We start from the raw sequence: 17,014 nt of genomic DNA, 5'->3' as shown, positions 1-17,014 counted from the left end.
GCAAAAGCCCGTCGTCTGAGCTCAGACGACGGGCTTTTGCTTGCCTTGTGTTAAGGAAATTAATGTGCTACGTGCGAGCCATCCGCCAGCGTGAGCAGGTGCTGATCATGGGTTGGCCGGTCGCAGTAAAAACGGCGCTCCTTTATATCATACACGTTGCCCTTTGCCAGCACATGCATCGTCATGCCTTCCAGAGAAAGCGCAGTGCCATTTTTGGCGGTCAGCGCATTGTTGTGCCGAATGGTGTGCCCATCCATAATGATAACCAGGTTAGAACCAATGGTTTCAATCAGGTTGCCATCCGTAATTAGTACGCCGGTATCCTCGCCCAGGCCAATGCCAATTAGCTTTTGATGCACGCTGACGGCCTCAATCAGGCGGCCAAAACGGCCCCGCTTCACAAAATGGGAATCGATTATCACATCATCAATCAGGGCCAGGCCGGTGCCCAGTTTTACCGCCCCTTTTAGCAGAGAGTCGGGGACGCTGCCCCCGGTAATCATGATTTGCGACATGGCCATAGCGCCGGCGCTGGTGCCAGCTACCACAAAATTGGGCTCGGTATAGTAGCGGTTCGTGAGCAACTCCAAAAATGCGCTGCCCCCAAACATTTGCTTTAGCCGGGATTGGTTGCCACCACTGAACATAATAATGTCCGTGGAACGCAGGCGCTCCAGATATTCCGGCTGCCGGGCATCTTCCGGCGTGCGAATATCCATTACGCCTACATTGTGGCAGTTCAGCATCCCGAAGGAAGATGTATAGATGGTGCCCACTTCCACCGGAATCATAGAAGCGGTGGTGACTACTTCAATACGCGGGTCGGTTTTCTGGGACTCGGTTACTACCCGCTTCAAAATACCCAGCTCAAAGAAATTCAGATAGTACTTCTTCCGGGCCCGGGGGGTGGAATAAGTGCCTTTATCTTCATTGCCACCAACGGCAATCAGTTTACCAAGAGGTTTTTGTGCTTCCAACTCAAATTCAACTTTACGACTCACTATGACAAAGCTACTACCTGCAGGCAAGCTTCGCGCCATAAACCGCCGGGTAAATGGACTTGATTTACGAACGACCCAGCAAAGCATCCAGCGTGCCGCTGGCCACTGAGTGATAATTGGGCCGGGCCTGTGTGTATACGGCCTGGGCCCGCTCATGACCATCAGACGCTGCTAATAGTGCTTTGTAGAGCGGCACCAGAAACTTACGCCGGCCTACGCGGATCAAGAAAGCTTCCAGTGCAGCGTCGGCAGGCTGGTAGCCAGCGGCCAGCGTGTGTGGAAACCAAGCCGCAAGGATTTCGGAGTTACCCGAATGAGTAAGCTGAAAAGCAGCATCCAACTCTGCCAGGCGGGGGGCTGGTAAATTATCAGGAAGACCGTGCAGGAAGTGTACCCATTCGTGGCTGCTCCATTCCTGGGTAGGAAGCAGGGTGCTGGGCGTGCCACCAAGCCAATCCTGCAGGGACTGCTCTACCCGGTCAAAACGCTCTGAGGTAACGGGCGGGGCTATGGCCGGAATGCCCGGTGCATTAACCCAGGCAGCAAGCTGCAATTCTTCCTCCAGGCCCGGGTGCTTATCCAGCAGCTCGTGCCGCAGGTAGGCAATAAACGAGGCGGTATCCATGGACTGGAAACGGTGCCTGGTGAAGTACTCTTTAATAAAAGCATCCAATTCCTCACGACCTATCAAGTGCTCCAGGGTCAGTAGGAGATAGTCGCCTTTTTCGTAGGCAATTTCATTCAGGCCTTCGTCAGGGTCGCGGCCAGCCAAGTTCAAATGGAGATGCGTATCAGCACTAGCCGGGCCTAACTCCTCCAGGGTATGCAGCAGTGCGGTATGCCCCAATACCTGAAGCATATCCGCATAAGGACGACCATAGAGCTTTTCCATGATGCGCCGCTCAAAGTAAACGGTGAAGCCCTCGTTCAACCAGAAGTCGTTCCAGGTTGCATTCGTTACCAGGTTGCCAGACCAGGAGTGGGCTAGTTCGTGGGCCACCAGGCTGGTCAGGCTACGGTCGCCGGCCAGAATGGTGGGGGTTACAAATGTTAAACGCGGGTTTTCCATGCCGCCGAAAGGAAAGCTGGGCGGGAGCACCAGTAAATCATATCGCTCCCACTGATAGGGACCGTATAGTTCTTCCGCCGCTGCCACCATTTTTTCCAGATCCGCAAACTCGCTGGTAGCGGCGGGGAGGGTGACCGGCTCGGCATAAATACCGGTGCGGCCACTTAGTGGGGTAAAAGCCAGGTCGCCTACGGCCAGTGCCATGAGGTAAGCCGGTATAGGTTGTGCCATGCGGAAGTGGTATTCTCCCAGCGCATTGCGCATCTGCGGGTTCTCGGCACTCATGAGCGCCAGCATGTGAGCAGGCACGCGCACGGTAGCTTCGTAAGTAAAGCGCACCCCGGGCGAATCCTGGCAGGGCAACCAGGTGCGGGCCAGAATGGCCTGCGACTGAGTAAAAAGGAAGGGCTGCTGGTGCCCGGCAGTCTGCTCCGGGTTCAACCACTGCAAAGCTGCTGCCTGGGGAGAAGTGCGGTAGCGGATGGAAACCTGGCTGGCCCCTACCGGTAGCTGTATGCGGAGCGACTGCCCCCGGATAGCATCGGGCGTGCCGTTTTCCCAGGTCGTCGGTTCCTCGCGGTGCTCGTTTCCCGCGGTAATGGCATCTATCTGCAGGTTGCGGGTATCCAGCCATAGCTCGGTGGCTTCTCCCTGGTGCTGTAGTTGCCAGGTGGCTATGCCGGCCAGGGTATGACTGCGAAAGTCAACACTCAGATCAAGTAACAAATGCCGCACGCTTACTTCTGCTGGGCGGGCATAGCTGTGCGGATCGGCGGGCAGGGACAGGGCAGCAGAGGTTGACATACAGGGCAGCGAAAAAGTAGGGTAGAAAGAGGTAAGCGTAAATATAGCCAATATGCCAGGCCGGAAGGGGAGTTGAAATAGTTACATGGGTATCATGTAAACTGCTAACTTGCGGCATGGTGTAGCGCGGCCCAAATAAGGGAAGCACAACCTTGCTTGGTTGTTTAAAGTAGAACGACCGACCAGCAAAGCCGGCCTTTTGTCCTGCCTGGTCTTTCACCGTTTTATTGGCTTCTGAGTCGCTACCCCGTTCTGACATGAAATCACCGTTTGCTACATATTTCTTTAAAACTTTTCTGCTCTGGGTGCTCGGACTGTCGCTGTTAGCGTCGGCTTCAGCTTGCAGCGATGATCAGAAAAGTAAAATCCAGAATGCCCTGCCAGGAATGGTTTCCAAGCCGGGCGGCCCGCAGCCCAAGCTGGATAGTGTGTTTGTGGTTCGCCAGATGCTGGCTGAGCCCGCATTCAAAGACCAACTGGAGTGGGCTAAAAAGTTCTACCGGGAGCGTGACTTCCGCCTAGGCTGGTTCCGCAACCATGAGCTGGTGCCCCAGGCGCAAACCATGCTGAGTGTGCTGGACAAAGCGGCCGAAGAAGGCCTGGACCCCAAGGATTACAAAATCAAAGACTTCAATAAGCTGTTTGCTGAGCTGGAAAAAGCCCAACAGGATACTACTCGGCGCAATGCCCTGGAGAAGGAAATTGATGTGGCTTTGTCCGGTACGTATTTTAACTATGCCTCTGATTTCTACCGGGGTACGGTTGATCCACGCGCTACTAAAGGAGTGGATTGGCGAGTAAAACGCAACAAAATTAAGTTGCATAAGGCCCTGATGACCATTCTGAAGGAGCGTGAAAGTACGTACCCGTACTATGAGTTCGAGCCTCTGCATCCTGAGTATGACCGTTTGAAAAAAGCCCTGGCCGACTACCGCGCTCTTCAGCGGAATGGCGGCTGGGTAAAGCTCCCGGCCACGCTGAAGCTGAAACCCGGAGAAACGTCGCCCAGTGTTTCGCTCCTCCGCCAGCGCCTGCTCAACGAACCTGCTCCAGCAACGGCCCCGGTTACTCCGGTTACCAATGGTGGCCCTAACGCACCCACAGCCCCGGCTGCCAAGTACGAAGGGGAACTGGTAAATGCTGTAAAAGAATTTCAGGAGCTCAACGGCCTGCGCCCCGACGGGGTAGTAGGTGGGGAGACTTTAAAGCAGCTCAACGTTCCGTTGGAAAGCCGGATTCAGCAGATCATGCTGAACATGGAGCGGTGGCGCTGGGTGCCTAAGCGCTTCGAAGCTGACTATCTTTTGGTGAACATTCCCGACTACAAGCTGCACGTCATCGAGAACAACAAAGAGGTGTTCGATATGCGCGTAATTGTAGGCAAGACCTTGAACGCAACTCCTGTGTTCAGTGACAAAATGGAGTTTGTTGTGCTGGCACCCTACTGGAATGTACCCTACAGCATTATTGATAAAGAACTGCGCAACAAGCTGGCCGCTGACCCTTATAGCACGCTAGACCGCCTGGATATGGAGGTAGTGAAAGGCTCTGGTGCCAAGGCTACCCCCGTTGACCCCGGTACCATTGACTGGGCCAACCTGACAGAAAAAACCTGGCGCTATACCTTGCGCCGCCGGCCGGGCCCGCAGAATGACCTAGGCAATGTGAAGTTCATCTTCCCGAACTCCAACGATATTTACCTGCACGATACGCCGCATGATGAACTCTTCAACCAAACTAAGCGGGGCTTTAGCCATGGCTGTGTGCGCGTAGAAGACCCCATCCGACTGGCTACTTATCTGCTGCGTAACAAGAGCGGTTGGGATGAGTCCAACATCATGAATACTATTTCCCAGGGGCAGGAGAAGTACGTTAGTCTTCCGGAAAAGCTTCCGGTATATCTGGTATACTTTACCTCGTGGGTAGATGAAGCCGGGAAGGTGCATTTCCGCGACGACATTTATGGACACGATAAATCTCTGGCCCGCGAATACTTTGATTAAGGAGCCGCCGGCTCTTGCGGGATGATTCCCATAGGCCTTAGCCTGTAGCCCCAACATACGCAAGCCGACTCTGCCTTCAGTGGTAGAGTCGGCTTTTGCATTTCATATATATGATCAAGGGAGCCAAAGAAGTAAACAGATGGCCTATGTGAATAAGCAAATTATTGCAATGAAACAGCGGGGGTAGAGGCTAAATGTTGGTAAGGCAAAATGCGGCACTGAGTTGTTTACATATGTGTTACATATGTAAACAAGGTTCTTAATCTGATTACTATTGTTAATAATAGCCTGATGTATTAACAACAGTAACATAAGAGTTCAACTCAAGCTTTCCAGGGTACTCTCAAGGGTATCTACTACATTTGTAACCAGAAGATTCCAATTTATCGTCTTATGGTAGAACGTATCAGAGCCCTGTTGACTACGCGCCAACTCACGCCTACGCAGTTTGCGGATGCTATTGGAGTAGGAAGGCCAATTGTCAGCCATATTCTTAGTGGCCGCAATAAGCCCAGCTTGGAGGTAGTTCAGAAGATATTATCTGCTTTCCCTGATTTAAGCATCTCCTGGCTTCTTTCTGGCCAGGGTGATATGCTAGGCCTTTCTAATAGCTCAAGTCCTGCCAGTGCTCCTAAAACCGAGCAAAAAATGGTGGATAAAGAGCGCCAGCCTAAGAGCCCACCAGCCAAGCCTGCTATAAACAAGCCGTTACAGGCTTTTGAGGTTAAACCTGCATTGGGCTCTATTACTCAAGCGCCAGCAGAGTCCGTGGTGAATGCTCCTATTGCCTCATCCAATATCCAGCCTGGGCCTGCCATGGTTATCAAACCCACCACGGTGGCACAGCCAGCTCAGGAACCAACTACCTCCTTCTTAAGTGGATTAGTAGATCCAGGTAAAGCCATCAGGCGCATTGTCATCTTTTACCAGGATGGGACCTTCTCTGCATATCAGCCAGAGTAATAGGCTAATTACGTGCTGCATCTATGCCGTTGATGTATAGCTTAGCTAAGCTGATGGTTTGTGCCAAGCTAACAAGGTACAATTTGGCAGAGTGTACTTCCGGGAGTTAGTGTTAGAGTAGATAGGAGCTATCTTTAGCCGGATTTCACTTGATAAAACTTATGGAATGATATGGTAATTATTATGTTATAAGATATGATGATTGTTAAATAATGAAAGGCAAATATTTGAAATAAAAATACCTTTTAGTCAATGAGTTATGCTTTGAATATTAAAGGCTTGGTTATCCATTATTATGTTCTTGTTGTATAGGGTATTTGCACGGAATAATTTTATTTACAACATGTTGTAAATATCTGTTTAGGAAACTCGGCAATGCTAAGTTCTTTATCTTGAGGTTATGCTTAAAATCGTTATATAAATTTCAATACTAGTGATGCTAACCTTTTTGGTAACTTAAAAAGGGGTAGTGCAATGTATTTAGTCTGTTACAATGGTAAATTGCGAGAATTGTATTTTACTCGAAAGGTAAATGCATGATTTTTCTACTGTTACATTTGTATCAAAATCAATTTGCTGAATTGATACATCTGCCTCTGGACCATGTGGGTTTGTATGCGCTTATTCTCAGGCACCACCGTGTTTTCAATCCATGGGAAGTGGGTTTGTGGGAAAGAAGTGGGCTGCTTACCTTTGGCGCATGAAAAAATTCCGTCTGCTCCTGTTGTCCGCCGTCGGCGCTTCCCTGTTCCTGTCGTCCTGCACTCAAGCCCCCGACGCCGAGAAAGATCCTAATGCTGATGCCGCCTATAAGCGTAGCCATCGTGCTGAGCAATACCGGGAGGCACAACGTAGCAACGTTAATTACTAACCCACCTTCGGGAACTGGTTGCTGCCTGCATCTGTGCCTACGTGGTGCACTAAAGCTCACCCGGTTTTTACCCTACTGATAATGATAAAGCCCCACCAGATGAATTCTGGTGGGGCTTTATGCTTTTAGCTGAAGCGCAAGGCTATGCCAGCGTGAAATGAGCTGAAACAGGCACGGGATTTTTCACTACTTCTGGAAGCTTAAGCTGTATAGTCGTCATTAAATCCTCTTCTAACAGCTGTGCCCAGGTGCGGAGGTAAAACACTACATCATCACGCTGATTGTGCCGGAGGCTATTCCGACGGTCCCATGGCATAGCAGACATGATGCGCGGATCAGAAAGACGTTCCAGATGTGTTAAATCCTGACGGGAAAACCCCAGGGCAAGCATTTCATCGATAGTCTGGTCAATGGGAAGGCCACTGGTAGGGCAATAGTCCGTTAGTTGCTGCTCCCAGTCGCCGTGGCGCTGCATGGCTCGGGCATGAATTTCTCCTTTGGTTAGCCGCGTTATGGTTTGGGCCAGATGCCCACAGTTGCAGCTACCCATATGGCCCCATTGATAAGGAGCCAGGCTTTGCAGGCGCAGGGCTGTATTTCGCAGCGCCTCAATAACCGGAAGTGTGCTTTGTGCCATAAGTTGAAAAGGCTGATGCAGAGTCCGATGATACTTCTTGGGAATAAAATGCTGAAAGCCCCGGATTTGTTTCAAAGAAACATTAGAAAGCTACTGCCCTTAAACAGAAAGAGCACAGCCCGCGGCCTGTGCTCTTTCTGTTTAAGGGCAAACGGATGGTTTAGCGGGTTCCCGTACCACCTGTGCGGTTGCCGCCCCGAAAAGAGCGTCGAGGTCCACTGCTGCCAGCCCGGCTAGCAGAACCGCCGCTGCCCCCAGCCGATTGGCCTGAAGGCCGTGATGGGCGGGAAGAAGCATGAGAATCGCCATGTGAGCGGGACGGACGTTCTTCGCGTGGGCCACGACCGGGCCGAGCCGGGCGACCGGCTGGGCCTTTGGGCTTTTTGATAGGTGCACCGCCATGCAGTGGCACAGGCGCCACGGCGCTGCTCGTATAGGGGTGCTTATCCACCACATCAATCTGCCGACGAATCAGCAGCTGAATATCCTGCAGATAAGCCCGCTCTTCATCCTCCACAAAGGAAAGGGCAATGCCATTTGCCCCGGCCCGGCCGGTACGGCCAATGCGGTGCACGTAGGTTTCGGGCTCGTTAGGAATTTCGTAGTTGATAACGTGCGTCAGCTCATCCACGTCAATGCCGCGGGCCGCAATGTCGGTAGCCACCAACACGCGGGTAGAACCGGCTTTGAAGTTAGACAAAGCCCGCTGCCGATGGTTTTGCGACTTATTGCCGTGAATAGCTTCGGCGGGAATGCTGGCTTTGGCCAGGGTTTTCACCACCCGGTCGGCGCCATGCTTGGTGCGCGTGAAGACAAGCACCCGGCGAATGGTTTTATCACCCAGCAAATGCTCCAGCAACGCTGGCTTATCATTCTTCTCAACCAGGTATACTGCCTGCGTTACGGTATCCGCCGTGCTCGATACGGGTGTAACCGCCACTTTCACGGGGTTAGGGCGTAGAATGCTGTCGGCCAATTGCTGAATTTGACTGGGCATAGTAGCCGAGAAAAACAGCGTTTGGCGGTTGGTAGGCAGCTTAGGCAGAATGCGCTTGATATCATGGATAAAGCCCATATCCAGCATACGGTCCGCTTCATCCAGCACAAATACTTCGATATGACGCAAATCAACGAAGCCCTGGCTCATAAGGTCCAGGAGGCGGCCGGGAGTGGCAATCAGGACTTCTACACCGCGTTTCAGTGCATTAGTTTGGGGCAATTGGCCCACGCCACCAAAAATAACGGTGTGGCGCATTTTCAGGTGTCGGCCATAAGCCGCGAAGCTTTCACCAATCTGGATAGCCAGCTCCCGGGTGGGCGTGAGCACCAGGCAACGGATACGGGACTGGGAATGACGCTCAACCTGAGCCGTCTGGTGCAGCACCTGCAGGATAGGAACAGTAAAGGCGGCGGTTTTGCCGGTACCGGTTTGTGCCACGCCCAAAAGGTCGCGGCCATCCAGCACGTGCGGAATAGCTTGCTGCTGAATAGGGGTAGGAGTAGTATACCCTTCTTCTTGCAAAGCGCGCAGAATAGGGTCAATCAGATTCAATTCGTCGAAAGACATCAACAGGAAATAAGGGAAGGAAATGGGTTGCGGCCCTCTGCAGGCAGAGCAGCAGCAGGTAATGTCCGCAAAGGTCGGGTTTTTAACCCAGCAATAGCCACATACGGCTATATTCAGGCCAACCTCGCGGTAGCAGGCCCAGTATAGTAGGACACGGCAGCTCCTGCTTTAGTTCAACCTATTACTTTCCGCTATGCACATTACACACCGCCAATTGCTTCATAATGGTCATTATAAGCTCAGTCAGCTTACGGTGCAGGATGGCGCTAAAGAGTTGCGGCGTGAGCGGTTTGAGCCCGGACAGGCGGTAGCCGCATTGGTTTTTGATACCCGCCGCCAGGAATACATTCTGGTGCGCCAGTACCGGGTGGGGGCAGAAGATGACGTGCTGGAAATTGCGGCCGGCGTACTGGACCATGAAGGAGAAGCGCCGGAAGAAGCCATGCGCCGGGAGATTATGGAAGAGATTGGCTACGAAGTAGATAAGTTGAGTCTAATTGCTGGCTTTTATCCTTCTCCCGGCAATAGCGCCGAGTTTATCCATTTGTACTACGCTGAAGTTAGCCGGCAAACCGCTGCCGGTGGTGGGGCCGCTGCTGAAAACGAGAAAATAGAAATTGTACGCCTTCCGCTAGATAAGCTCCTGCAGCAGCCTATTCAGGACGGCAAAACCTGGATTGCCGTTCAATGGGCACAGCTTAACAAGGGCAATAGTAAGGTGGTTTAGTTGCTTATACAGATGGTTAAAAGAAGTGCCCGCTCTTATGTTGGAGCGGGCACTTCTTTTGGTTAATGTTGGGTAATACAGTCCATTATTGGGTGTTTACCACATATTCAAAATCTTCTTTCAGCTTTGCGTCGTTAATAAACACCTTAACGGACTGAGGAGCATCCGTTTTAACAAATGGAATAATCCGCTGGCTCTTATACAAGTCACGGTTCCAGAAACGGCCTTCACCGGCGGGTAAGGATGGAATGTTAAGTAGCTCTTTACCATCCTTATCCTTCGCCACCAAGCTCAGATAGGACGGGTCCGCATTCTGGGAACCCCGGCGATACATCGTCACAGACAACTGGCCCCCAGCTGGAATGCTGTTCAGCTTGCGCTGGTAGGTGCTATCAGCCCAGCTGTTCATCTTCTTCAGTTCGTTGACTTCCGTCAGCAATTCAGAGTAGGGGCGGTAAACCAGCCGCGTAACGCTAGCCGATACTTCCGCATCTTCATCCGTGTTCTTGGTTACGTTCAAAACGTAAGGGCATTCGGAATCCTTCTTCGGAACCATATACCGCTTGCGCTCAGATTTTACCTGCGCTGATGCCGCTAACGAACTAAGGAGAAATAAAGCGAGAAAAAGTTGTCTCATGAGGCAGATTTAAGCAAATTCTTATACAGATATACCAAGGGGCTACAAAGTTACTGAGAAAAATCAGGGCAATAATATTTTATGACGCTTTTCCCTCGCGCCCAGCCATCTGAAAAATGCTTCTTGACTTAGTTCAAAAAGTAAATTCCACTGTTGAATAATCAAGGAAGAGTTGATTTCTACTCCCTGCTGTATTCAATTGACAATAAGTGTTCCGCAGACTTTGACGCTACCTTTCTTTGGTACCTTTGTATATCCACACATATGTAGTTGCCTACGTGTCCTTCTTTTTCCCTAATGAATATACTTTTCCTAACACCCTATCCGCACGGGAAAGCACCTTCCCAGCGGTTTCGGTTTGAACAATATTTACCCTTGCTGACTGAAGCCGGGCATACCTATACATTGGCATCCTTTGTTTCTGAGAAAACCTGGGGTATTCTATATAAGCCGGGCCATACCCTGGCCAAGGCGCTGGGTATCCTGGGGGGCTTCGCTTCGCGCATAGGGCAGCTTTTTACTTTATCAGGCTATGATTATGTGTTTATTCACCGGGAGGCTTCACCTATTGGGCCACCTATATTTGAATGGCTGATAGCCAACGTCTTCCAGAAGAAAATTATCTATGACTTTGATGATGCCATCTGGATTCCGAACACCTCGGAAGCCAATAAGATAGTGGCCGGCATCAAGTGGCATGATAAAGTAGGCAGTATCTGCCGTTGGGCTTACAAAGTGAGTTGTGGCAACGCCTATCTGCGCAATTTTGCGGCGCAGTACAACCCAAAGGCCTACATCAATCCTACTACCATCGATACCCTGCGCCTGCACAACGAGGTAAAGGACCAGCAGACGGAGCAAATAGTGATAGGGTGGACGGGTACGCACTCCACCATGAAGTACCTGGAGCAGGTAGTACCGGTGCTGGCCCGGCTGGAACAGCAGTATGCTTTCGAGTTTCGGGTCATTTCCAACCAGGAACCCACATTGCCACTCAAGTCCCTGCGCTTTCTGCCTTGGCGGAAAGACACAGAAATTAAGGATTTGTTGAGCTTTAACATTGGCCTGATGCCTTTAGAAGACGACCCCTGGGCCAAAGGGAAATGCGCTTTCAAAGCGCTGCAGTATATGGCCCTGGGCGTCCCGGCCTTGGTGTCGCCGGTAGGCATGAACACGGAAGTAGTGACGGATGGCGTAAATGGCTATATCTGCTCTACCCCCGAACAATGGTACCAAGCCCTCGAAAAGCTGATTCAGGATGCGCCTTTGCGCACGCGCTTTGGTGAAGCGGCCCGCAACACCATTGAAACCCGTTATTCCGTAAAATCAAACGAAGCAAATTTCCTTGCCTTATTCAGCTAAGTTGCTGTAGCGAGAAGGTCGGTACCTGAAAGGGGCGTCTGCATTATGATGCAGACGCCCCTTTCATTGTGTATTACGCATGCCCAAAGCATAACTTCTGGAAAAGCAAAAGGCCCCTCAGATTGCTCTGAGGGGCCTTTGCGGTCCGGACGGGACTCGAACCCGCGACCTCCGCCGTGACAGGGCGGCATTCTAACCGACTGAACTACCGAACCGTTTTACTTACTGGAAGACCGTGTGTTTTCCGTTATTGTGATGCAAATGTAGAGGGCCTTTCCCTACTACACAACTCCGGAGCTAAAAAAACCGCAAAAAAAATGCCGGGAAGGACCCTAAGGGCTGTTTATCAGGCAGAAAAATTTTAGCCACCTCTTTTGCAAATCCCTGTTAACTGGGCGCGGCTTGTATCCTTTGCTTCACTTACCTTTGCTTCCCTTCTCAAAAGGACTACCTAATCCAGACGTTTCCCTTTTTTCGGCCAATGCTCCTCGATTTCGAACAACCCATCGCCGCCCTCGAAGGCAAGCTCCGCGAAATGCAACAACTGGCGCACGATAGCCAGGTAGATGTATCCGAAGCGGTAGCCGCTCTCGAAGCCAAAATAAAAGCCCTCAAAAAGGAGACCTACGCCAACCTTACCCGCTGGCAGCGCGTGCAGCTCTCACGTCACCCTGACCGTCCCTACACGCTGGATTACATTGAAGGAATGACTTCCAACTTTGTGGAGCTGCACGGCGACCGGACCGTGGGCGACGACAAAGCCATGGTAGGAGGCTTTGCCGAACTGGGCGGACGTACCGTCATGGTGATTGGGCAGCAGAAAGGCCGCAACACCAAGCAGCGTCAGTTTCGCAACTTCGGCATGCCGAATCCCGAGGGCTACCGCAAAGCGCTGCGTCTCATGAAGCTGGCTGAGAAATTCAACAAGCCCATTATTACCCTGATTGACACGCCCGGTGCTTTTCCCGGCCTGGAAGCCGAGGAGCGGGGGCAGGGCGAGGCTATTGCGCGCAACCTGAAGGAAATGTTCCTGCTGAAGGTGCCCGTTATTTGTGTCATCATCGGGGAAGGTGCTTCCGGTGGGGCCCTGGGCATTGCCATCGGCGACCGGGTGCTAATGCTGGAAAACGCTTGGTATTCGGTGATTTCGCCGGAAAACTGCTCCACTATTTTGTGGCGCTCCTGGAACTATAAAGAACAGGCAGCGGAAGCCATGAAGCCAACAGCCGCCGATATGCTGGCCGCCAAGCTGATTGATGGCATCGTGAAAGAACCCCTTGGCGGTGCCCACACCGATGCCAAAAAGATGGTGGATACCTTGAAAAAGACTCTACTTAAAACCCTGGATGAGCTGGAAGCGCTGCCTGCCGACGAACGAATCAGTCAGCGTATCGACAAGTTCTCCGCCATGGGCGTAGTAGTAGAATAAGTACATAAGAGGGATGAGGAATGGAAATACCCATTTCTCATCCCTCATTTTGTTAGTACTGCATGACAATTCATCCTCTCGATACCGGTCTGTTTAAATTGGATGGCGGTGCCATGTTTGGGGTAGTGCCCAAATCCATGTGGCAGAAGCTAAACCCGCCCGATGCCAATAATATGTGCACCTGGGCCATGCGCTGCTTACTGGTAGAGGATGGCGACCGGCTGGTATTGGTGGATAATGGCATTGGCAACAAGCAGGATGAGAAGTTTAAGGGCCATTTTTATCTGCACGGCGACGACACGCTGGAAAAGTCCCTGCGTAAGCTAGGCTATACTTCCTCGGATATCACTGATGTCTTTCTGACGCATCTGCATTTCGACCACTGTGGGGGCTCAGTAGTGCGCACAGCGGAAAACAAACTGGAAGTAGCCTTCCGCAACGCCACATACTGGTCAAATGAGGCGCATTGGGCATGGGCTGTACACCCCAACGCCCGTGAAAAGGCCAGCTTCCTGAGTGAAAACATTTTGCCCATTCAGGAAAGTGGGCAGTTAAAGTTTATCCAGCCAAAATCAGGCGTACCGGAGCCGCTGTCCGTCTTCCGGGAAATCATTTTCGCCGATGGGCACACGGAAAAAATGATGGTGCCTCTGCTGAAGTACAAGGGGCGTACTGTGGCATTCATGGCCGATCTGCTGCCCAGCACGGGACATATTCCGCTGCCTTACATCATGGCCTACGATATGCGCCCCCTCATAACCCTGGACGAAAAGGAGCGGGTGCTGCGCCGAGCGGCCGATGAGAACTGGGTATTGGTACTGGAGCACGATGCCGCCGTGGAATGCTGCACCGTGCAGCACACGGACAAAGGCATACGCCTGGGCGAAACCTTCCGCTTCGCTGAATTATAGACCTATACTCCCGCCCAAAGAGGATGCCGCAGCATTTAGCCATTGCATTATCGGGGGGAGGAGCACGCGGTATTGCGCACCTGGGGGTGCTGGCAGCGCTGGATGAGCTGCAGCTGCCGGTGGGCCGGCTGGCAGGCGTTAGCTCCGGAGCTATTGCTGCAGCATTCTACGCGGCGGGGTATCCGCCGGCTGATATTCTCCGCATGCTTACCAGCACCAACGTAGCCCGCCTGATGCGGCCCGCCTTCAGCAGCTTCGGGCTGTTGCAGATGGATGCTGTGGAGCAATTGTTTGTACGGTACCTGGGCCCAGGCTGCACATTCGCCGACCTGCACTGCCCCTTAACCCTGGTGGCTACTGACTTAGGGGAAGGAATATCCGTATTTTACGACCAGGGGCTATTAATTCCGCCCTTGCTGGCTTCCTCGGCCGTTCCTATTGTCTATAGGCCGGTAGAGTTTGAGGGCCGCCAGCTGGTTGATGGTGGGCTGCTGAATAACCTGCCTGTAGAGCCATTGCTCGGCTATGGTAATCCGGTTGTGGGTGTGCATTGCAACCCGGTTAATCATACGGCGCGTATTACCACTTTCCGCCGTTTGGTGGAACGGACGCTGCATCTGGCTATTAACGCTAATACTGCCTCACGGCAGCAGCAGTGCCAGCTGCTCATTGAGCCGCCGGAACTACACCAGTATCGTCCGCTGAGCTACCGCCTGGCACCCGAGCTTTTTCAGATTGGCTACCGGTACACGCTACAGCTGGAAACGCAGCTTCGGAGTTTGTTGGCGGAATAAACGCTTCAGGGGACATATGGGGAAGGGGAGCCCATAAAATTCAACTATTTTTACCCTTGACTCTTTCTGCGTCTTTTCTGCATCTATGCCTAAACCTGCTACCACACCCACCTTCTGGTATTTGTTTTCGAAATTCTGGTTTTGGCTGAATGGCTGGAAGCTGGCCTCGATAGTGCCGCCTGATATCCGGAAAGCTATTATGGTGGCCGCCCCGCATACCAGCAACTGGGACCTACTGTATGCCCGTGCCGCGTTTTTTCTGATGGGTATTCCTGTGCGCTTCACCGTAAAGAAGGAGTGGGTTGATAACCCGCTAGTAGGTGGGCTGATGCGTTCCTTAGGCGCATTGGCAGTAGACCGCAGCCGAAACAATAGCCTGGTAGATGGCATGGTAAAGCTCTTCAATGAGCGGGAGGAGCTGATTATTATGATTACGCCCGAAGGCACCCGCAAGTACCAGCCAAAATGGCGCAAAGGATTCTATTTCGTTGCTCAGGGCGCGAATGTGCCTATTCTTCTGGGCTTCCTGGATTATAAGAACAAGGAAGCCGGTGTCGGTCCTGCGGTGTATCCCACCGGCGACTATGAGGCCGATCTGGAGAAAATAAAGGCTTATTACCGTACCAAAACCGGCCGCTATCCGGAGCAGGGCGTGCGCTAGCACAACTCCGCAAGAATCGGGTTGATACCGGGAGGGCAGGGGTGTAGCTTTGATTATCACTTAGCTTCAAAGCAGATGGTTACTATCCCGGCAAACCCCGATTATCAGCGCATTGCGCAGGCTATTCAATTTCTGGAAGCTAACTTCCGACGGCAACCCAGCCTGGAAGAAGTGGCTGCGGCGGTACACCTTAGCCCGTTTCACTTTCAGCGGCTGTTTAGCGAATGGGCTGGAATCAGCCCGAAGCGTTTTGTGCAATACCTCACCGCCGAATTTCTAAAGGCCCGTCTGGCAGAAGCCGCGCCATTTGCCGAAGCAGCCGAAGATGCTGGCCTATCGGCGCCCTCCCGCCTGCATGATTTATTTGTGACTCTGGAGGCCGTTACGCCGCTGGAGTACCGTACCGGTGGTGCGGGGTTAAACATTAGCTATGGCGTGCATGACACGCCTTTTGGCCCGGCATTGTTGGCCGCTACTGATCGGGGCATCTGTGGGCTGCATTTGCTGCATCCCGAGCAGCCAGATTTTGCGGCCGCCCTTGGTGCGCTGCAAAAGAGCTGGCCCCAGGCCCAATTTGGAGCCGATGCCGACCGTACGGGGCCGCTGCTGGCCCGGGCGTTTGCGCCAGTGGCTGGGCAGCCCCTGCACCTGTTAGTGCGTGGTACCAACTTCCAGGTGAAAGTGTGGGAGGCGTTGCTGCGGGTGCCCGTCGGGCAGGTAGTAAGCTACCAGCACGTAGCACACGCCATTGGGCAGCCGCGGGCTTTGCAGGCCGTAGGCTCGGCAGTGGGGGCCAATCCGGTGGCCCTGCTGATTCCCTGCCATCGGGTAATTCGTAAGGAAGGCATACTGGGTGAGTACCGTTGGGGCTCCACTACCAAAAAAGCTCTCATTGGATGGGAAATGGCTAAGGTGGAGCAACATACCGCTCAACTTGCGTAGATTACCAACGCCCGGCCTGTATTAATGCCCTCAGCTATATGCCCGAAAAATTCCAAACCCTGCTGCTGATTGCCCTCGGGCTCCTCCTTTTTATCGTGCGTATGTGGCGCAAAGCCCAGGAAACTACTCGTCAGGAAGCACAGGAGCGGCCTTTACCCAAGACGGTTACATCATCTGCTAAGCCGACTCGCGCTCCGGCTCCTAATTTTGAGGAACTGCTACAGCAAATGATGGAGCAAAACCAGCCAAAGAAAACGCCCTCAGAGGTTACGCCTGCTGGCCGTGCAATTCCACTGGAAGCTGCCAAGCCGGCTCGCTCGCTGGAAGTAACGGAGCCAGCTGCCCGCAGTCTGGAAGTGGCCGCAACGCAGCGTCACGCTCGTAGCCAGGAATTAGACGCCGGCCCGGCCAGACGGGCCGCCGGATTGCCGCGGGCGGCTGTAGCCCATGGACAAGAGGATTACTGGAGCCGGCAGGGCGCCACGGCCGCGCCATCGGCTACTGCAGCAAATGTAGCCGCCCGCCTGCGCAACCCCGCTGACGTACGAACGGCCTTTATCCTGGCAGAGGTACTGCAGCGCCGTTTTTAAAGGGATAACACTTCCGTGGCTGCCTAGTAGCCTTTATGTGCAGTTT

The 17,014-nt window shown here is 52.7% G+C and carries 16 protein-coding genes and 1 tRNA gene; 11 read left to right on the top strand and 6 right to left on the bottom strand.

Annotation, left to right across the window (positions count from 1 at the left end; translation table 11 throughout):
• Positions 1-59 precede the first annotated feature (59 nt).
• The gene (locus tag Q4G72_RS12130; RefSeq protein ID WP_303311689.1) at positions 60-1,001 is read right to left on the bottom strand and encodes a cyanophycinase; all 942 of its coding nucleotides are present in this window, start codon (positions 999-1,001) and stop codon (positions 60-62) included.
• A gap of 64 nt (positions 1,002-1,065) precedes the next feature.
• Positions 1,066-2,874: a M1 family metallopeptidase gene (locus tag Q4G72_RS12125; protein ID WP_303311688.1), complete on the bottom strand. Its 1,809-nt coding sequence runs from the start codon at positions 2,872-2,874 to the stop codon at positions 1,066-1,068.
• 257 nt (positions 2,875-3,131) lie between these two features.
• Here Q4G72_RS12125 and Q4G72_RS12120 point away from each other — a divergent pair, with 257 nt between their 5' ends.
• The 3 genes from Q4G72_RS12120 to Q4G72_RS12110 all read left to right on the top strand — a co-directional run bounded on the left by Q4G72_RS12120 (position 3,132) and on the right by Q4G72_RS12110 (position 6,711).
• Positions 3,132-4,877 (top strand): L,D-transpeptidase family protein, encoded by a 1,746-nt coding sequence (locus tag Q4G72_RS12120; protein WP_303311687.1) that lies wholly within the window; start codon positions 3,132-3,134, stop codon positions 4,875-4,877.
• Positions 4,878-5,270: 393 nt separating this feature from the next.
• Positions 5,271-5,840: a helix-turn-helix domain-containing protein gene (locus tag Q4G72_RS12115; RefSeq protein WP_303311686.1), complete on the top strand. Its 570-nt coding sequence runs from the start codon at positions 5,271-5,273 to the stop codon at positions 5,838-5,840.
• A gap of 700 nt (positions 5,841-6,540) precedes the next feature.
• Positions 6,541-6,711: a hypothetical protein gene (locus tag Q4G72_RS12110; protein WP_156126354.1), complete on the top strand. Its 171-nt coding sequence runs from the start codon at positions 6,541-6,543 to the stop codon at positions 6,709-6,711.
• 142 nt (positions 6,712-6,853) lie between these two features.
• On the opposite strand, the gene Q4G72_RS12105 is transcribed toward Q4G72_RS12110, so the two are convergent.
• Positions 6,854-7,348, bottom strand: a complete 495-nt coding sequence (locus tag Q4G72_RS12105; RefSeq protein WP_303311685.1) for a hypothetical protein — start codon at positions 7,346-7,348, stop codon at positions 6,854-6,856.
• Positions 7,349-7,508: 160 nt separating this feature from the next.
• Positions 7,509-8,915: a DEAD/DEAH box helicase gene (locus tag Q4G72_RS12100; RefSeq protein ID WP_303311684.1), complete on the bottom strand. Its 1,407-nt coding sequence runs from the start codon at positions 8,913-8,915 to the stop codon at positions 7,509-7,511.
• A 193-nt stretch (positions 8,916-9,108) separates the two neighbouring features.
• Between Q4G72_RS12100 and Q4G72_RS12095 the strand changes: the two genes are divergently transcribed.
• The gene (locus Q4G72_RS12095) at positions 9,109-9,642 is read left to right on the top strand and encodes an NUDIX domain-containing protein (protein WP_303311683.1); all 534 of its coding nucleotides are present in this window, start codon (positions 9,109-9,111) and stop codon (positions 9,640-9,642) included.
• A gap of 85 nt (positions 9,643-9,727) precedes the next feature.
• On the opposite strand, the gene Q4G72_RS12090 is transcribed toward Q4G72_RS12095, so the two are convergent.
• Positions 9,728-10,162 (bottom strand): hypothetical protein, encoded by a 435-nt coding sequence (locus tag Q4G72_RS12090; protein WP_303311682.1) that lies wholly within the window; start codon positions 10,160-10,162, stop codon positions 9,728-9,730.
• 414 nt (positions 10,163-10,576) lie between these two features.
• Here Q4G72_RS12090 and Q4G72_RS12085 point away from each other — a divergent pair, with 414 nt between their 5' ends.
• Positions 10,577-11,641: a glycosyltransferase family 4 protein gene (locus tag Q4G72_RS12085; protein WP_303311681.1), complete on the top strand. Its 1,065-nt coding sequence runs from the start codon at positions 10,577-10,579 to the stop codon at positions 11,639-11,641.
• A gap of 141 nt (positions 11,642-11,782) precedes the next feature.
• Here the strand turns inward: Q4G72_RS12085 and Q4G72_RS12080 are convergent.
• A tRNA-Asp gene (locus tag Q4G72_RS12080) sits at positions 11,783-11,856 on the bottom strand.
• Positions 11,857-12,122: 266 nt separating this feature from the next.
• Between Q4G72_RS12080 and Q4G72_RS12075 the strand changes: the two genes are divergently transcribed.
• The 6 genes from Q4G72_RS12075 to Q4G72_RS12050 all read left to right on the top strand — a co-directional run bounded on the left by Q4G72_RS12075 (position 12,123) and on the right by Q4G72_RS12050 (position 16,968).
• Positions 12,123-13,070: an acetyl-CoA carboxylase carboxyltransferase subunit alpha gene (locus Q4G72_RS12075; protein WP_303311680.1), complete on the top strand. Its 948-nt coding sequence runs from the start codon at positions 12,123-12,125 to the stop codon at positions 13,068-13,070.
• Positions 13,071-13,132: 62 nt separating this feature from the next.
• On the top strand, positions 13,133-13,981 hold the full coding sequence (locus Q4G72_RS12070; protein WP_303311679.1) for an MBL fold metallo-hydrolase: 849 nt from the start codon (positions 13,133-13,135) through the stop codon (positions 13,979-13,981).
• A gap of 23 nt (positions 13,982-14,004) precedes the next feature.
• Positions 14,005-14,775 carry a patatin-like phospholipase family protein gene (locus Q4G72_RS12065; protein WP_303311678.1) on the top strand — a complete coding sequence of 257 codons (771 nt, stop codon included), beginning with the start codon at positions 14,005-14,007 and terminating at the stop codon, positions 14,773-14,775.
• A gap of 85 nt (positions 14,776-14,860) precedes the next feature.
• Positions 14,861-15,436 (top strand): 1-acyl-sn-glycerol-3-phosphate acyltransferase, encoded by a 576-nt coding sequence (locus Q4G72_RS12060; protein ID WP_303311677.1) that lies wholly within the window; start codon positions 14,861-14,863, stop codon positions 15,434-15,436.
• A gap of 75 nt (positions 15,437-15,511) precedes the next feature.
• Entirely contained in the window at positions 15,512-16,378 is an 867-nt protein-coding gene (locus Q4G72_RS12055; protein ID WP_303311676.1) for a methylated-DNA--[protein]-cysteine S-methyltransferase, read from the top strand.
• A gap of 38 nt (positions 16,379-16,416) precedes the next feature.
• Positions 16,417-16,968 (top strand): hypothetical protein, encoded by a 552-nt coding sequence (locus tag Q4G72_RS12050; protein WP_303311675.1) that lies wholly within the window; start codon positions 16,417-16,419, stop codon positions 16,966-16,968.
• Positions 16,969-17,014: the final 46 nt, after the last annotated feature.

It is taken from the genome of Hymenobacter sp. BT730 (genome assembly GCF_030542105.1).
Lineage (GTDB): Bacteria > Bacteroidota > Bacteroidia > Cytophagales > Hymenobacteraceae > Hymenobacter.
Note: the sequence above shows the minus strand (reverse complement) of the source record. Positions and strands in the feature narration are given on the sequence as shown.

What these genes read in the sequence shown, in the direction of transcription:
- Q4G72_RS12100 (WP_303311684.1), bottom strand. Translation starts at nt 8,915, where the DNA reads ATGTCTTTCGACGAATTGAATCTGATTGACCCTATTCTGCGCGCTTTG.
- Q4G72_RS12085 (WP_303311681.1), top strand. Translation starts at nt 10,577, where the DNA reads ATGAATATACTTTTCCTAACACCCTATCCGCACGGGAAAGCACCTTCC.
- Q4G72_RS12095 (WP_303311683.1), top strand. Translation starts at nt 9,109, where the DNA reads ATGCACATTACACACCGCCAATTGCTTCATAATGGTCATTATAAGCTC.
- Q4G72_RS12060 (WP_303311677.1), top strand. Translation starts at nt 14,861, where the DNA reads ATGCCTAAACCTGCTACCACACCCACCTTCTGGTATTTGTTTTCGAAA.
- Q4G72_RS12125 (WP_303311688.1), bottom strand. Translation starts at nt 2,874, where the DNA reads ATGTCAACCTCTGCTGCCCTGTCCCTGCCCGCCGATCCGCACAGCTAT.
- Q4G72_RS12070 (WP_303311679.1), top strand. Translation starts at nt 13,133, where the DNA reads ATGACAATTCATCCTCTCGATACCGGTCTGTTTAAATTGGATGGCGGT.
- Q4G72_RS12110 (WP_156126354.1), top strand. Translation starts at nt 6,541, where the DNA reads ATGAAAAAATTCCGTCTGCTCCTGTTGTCCGCCGTCGGCGCTTCCCTG.
- Q4G72_RS12050 (WP_303311675.1), top strand. Translation starts at nt 16,417, where the DNA reads ATGCCCGAAAAATTCCAAACCCTGCTGCTGATTGCCCTCGGGCTCCTC.
- Q4G72_RS12120 (WP_303311687.1), top strand. Translation starts at nt 3,132, where the DNA reads ATGAAATCACCGTTTGCTACATATTTCTTTAAAACTTTTCTGCTCTGG.
- Q4G72_RS12075 (WP_303311680.1), top strand. Translation starts at nt 12,123, where the DNA reads ATGCTCCTCGATTTCGAACAACCCATCGCCGCCCTCGAAGGCAAGCTC.
- Q4G72_RS12105 (WP_303311685.1), bottom strand. Translation starts at nt 7,348, where the DNA reads ATGGCACAAAGCACACTTCCGGTTATTGAGGCGCTGCGAAATACAGCC.
- Q4G72_RS12065 (WP_303311678.1), top strand. Translation starts at nt 14,005, where the DNA reads ATGCCGCAGCATTTAGCCATTGCATTATCGGGGGGAGGAGCACGCGGT.
- Q4G72_RS12055 (WP_303311676.1), top strand. Translation starts at nt 15,512, where the DNA reads ATGGTTACTATCCCGGCAAACCCCGATTATCAGCGCATTGCGCAGGCT.
- Q4G72_RS12115 (WP_303311686.1), top strand. Translation starts at nt 5,271, where the DNA reads ATGGTAGAACGTATCAGAGCCCTGTTGACTACGCGCCAACTCACGCCT.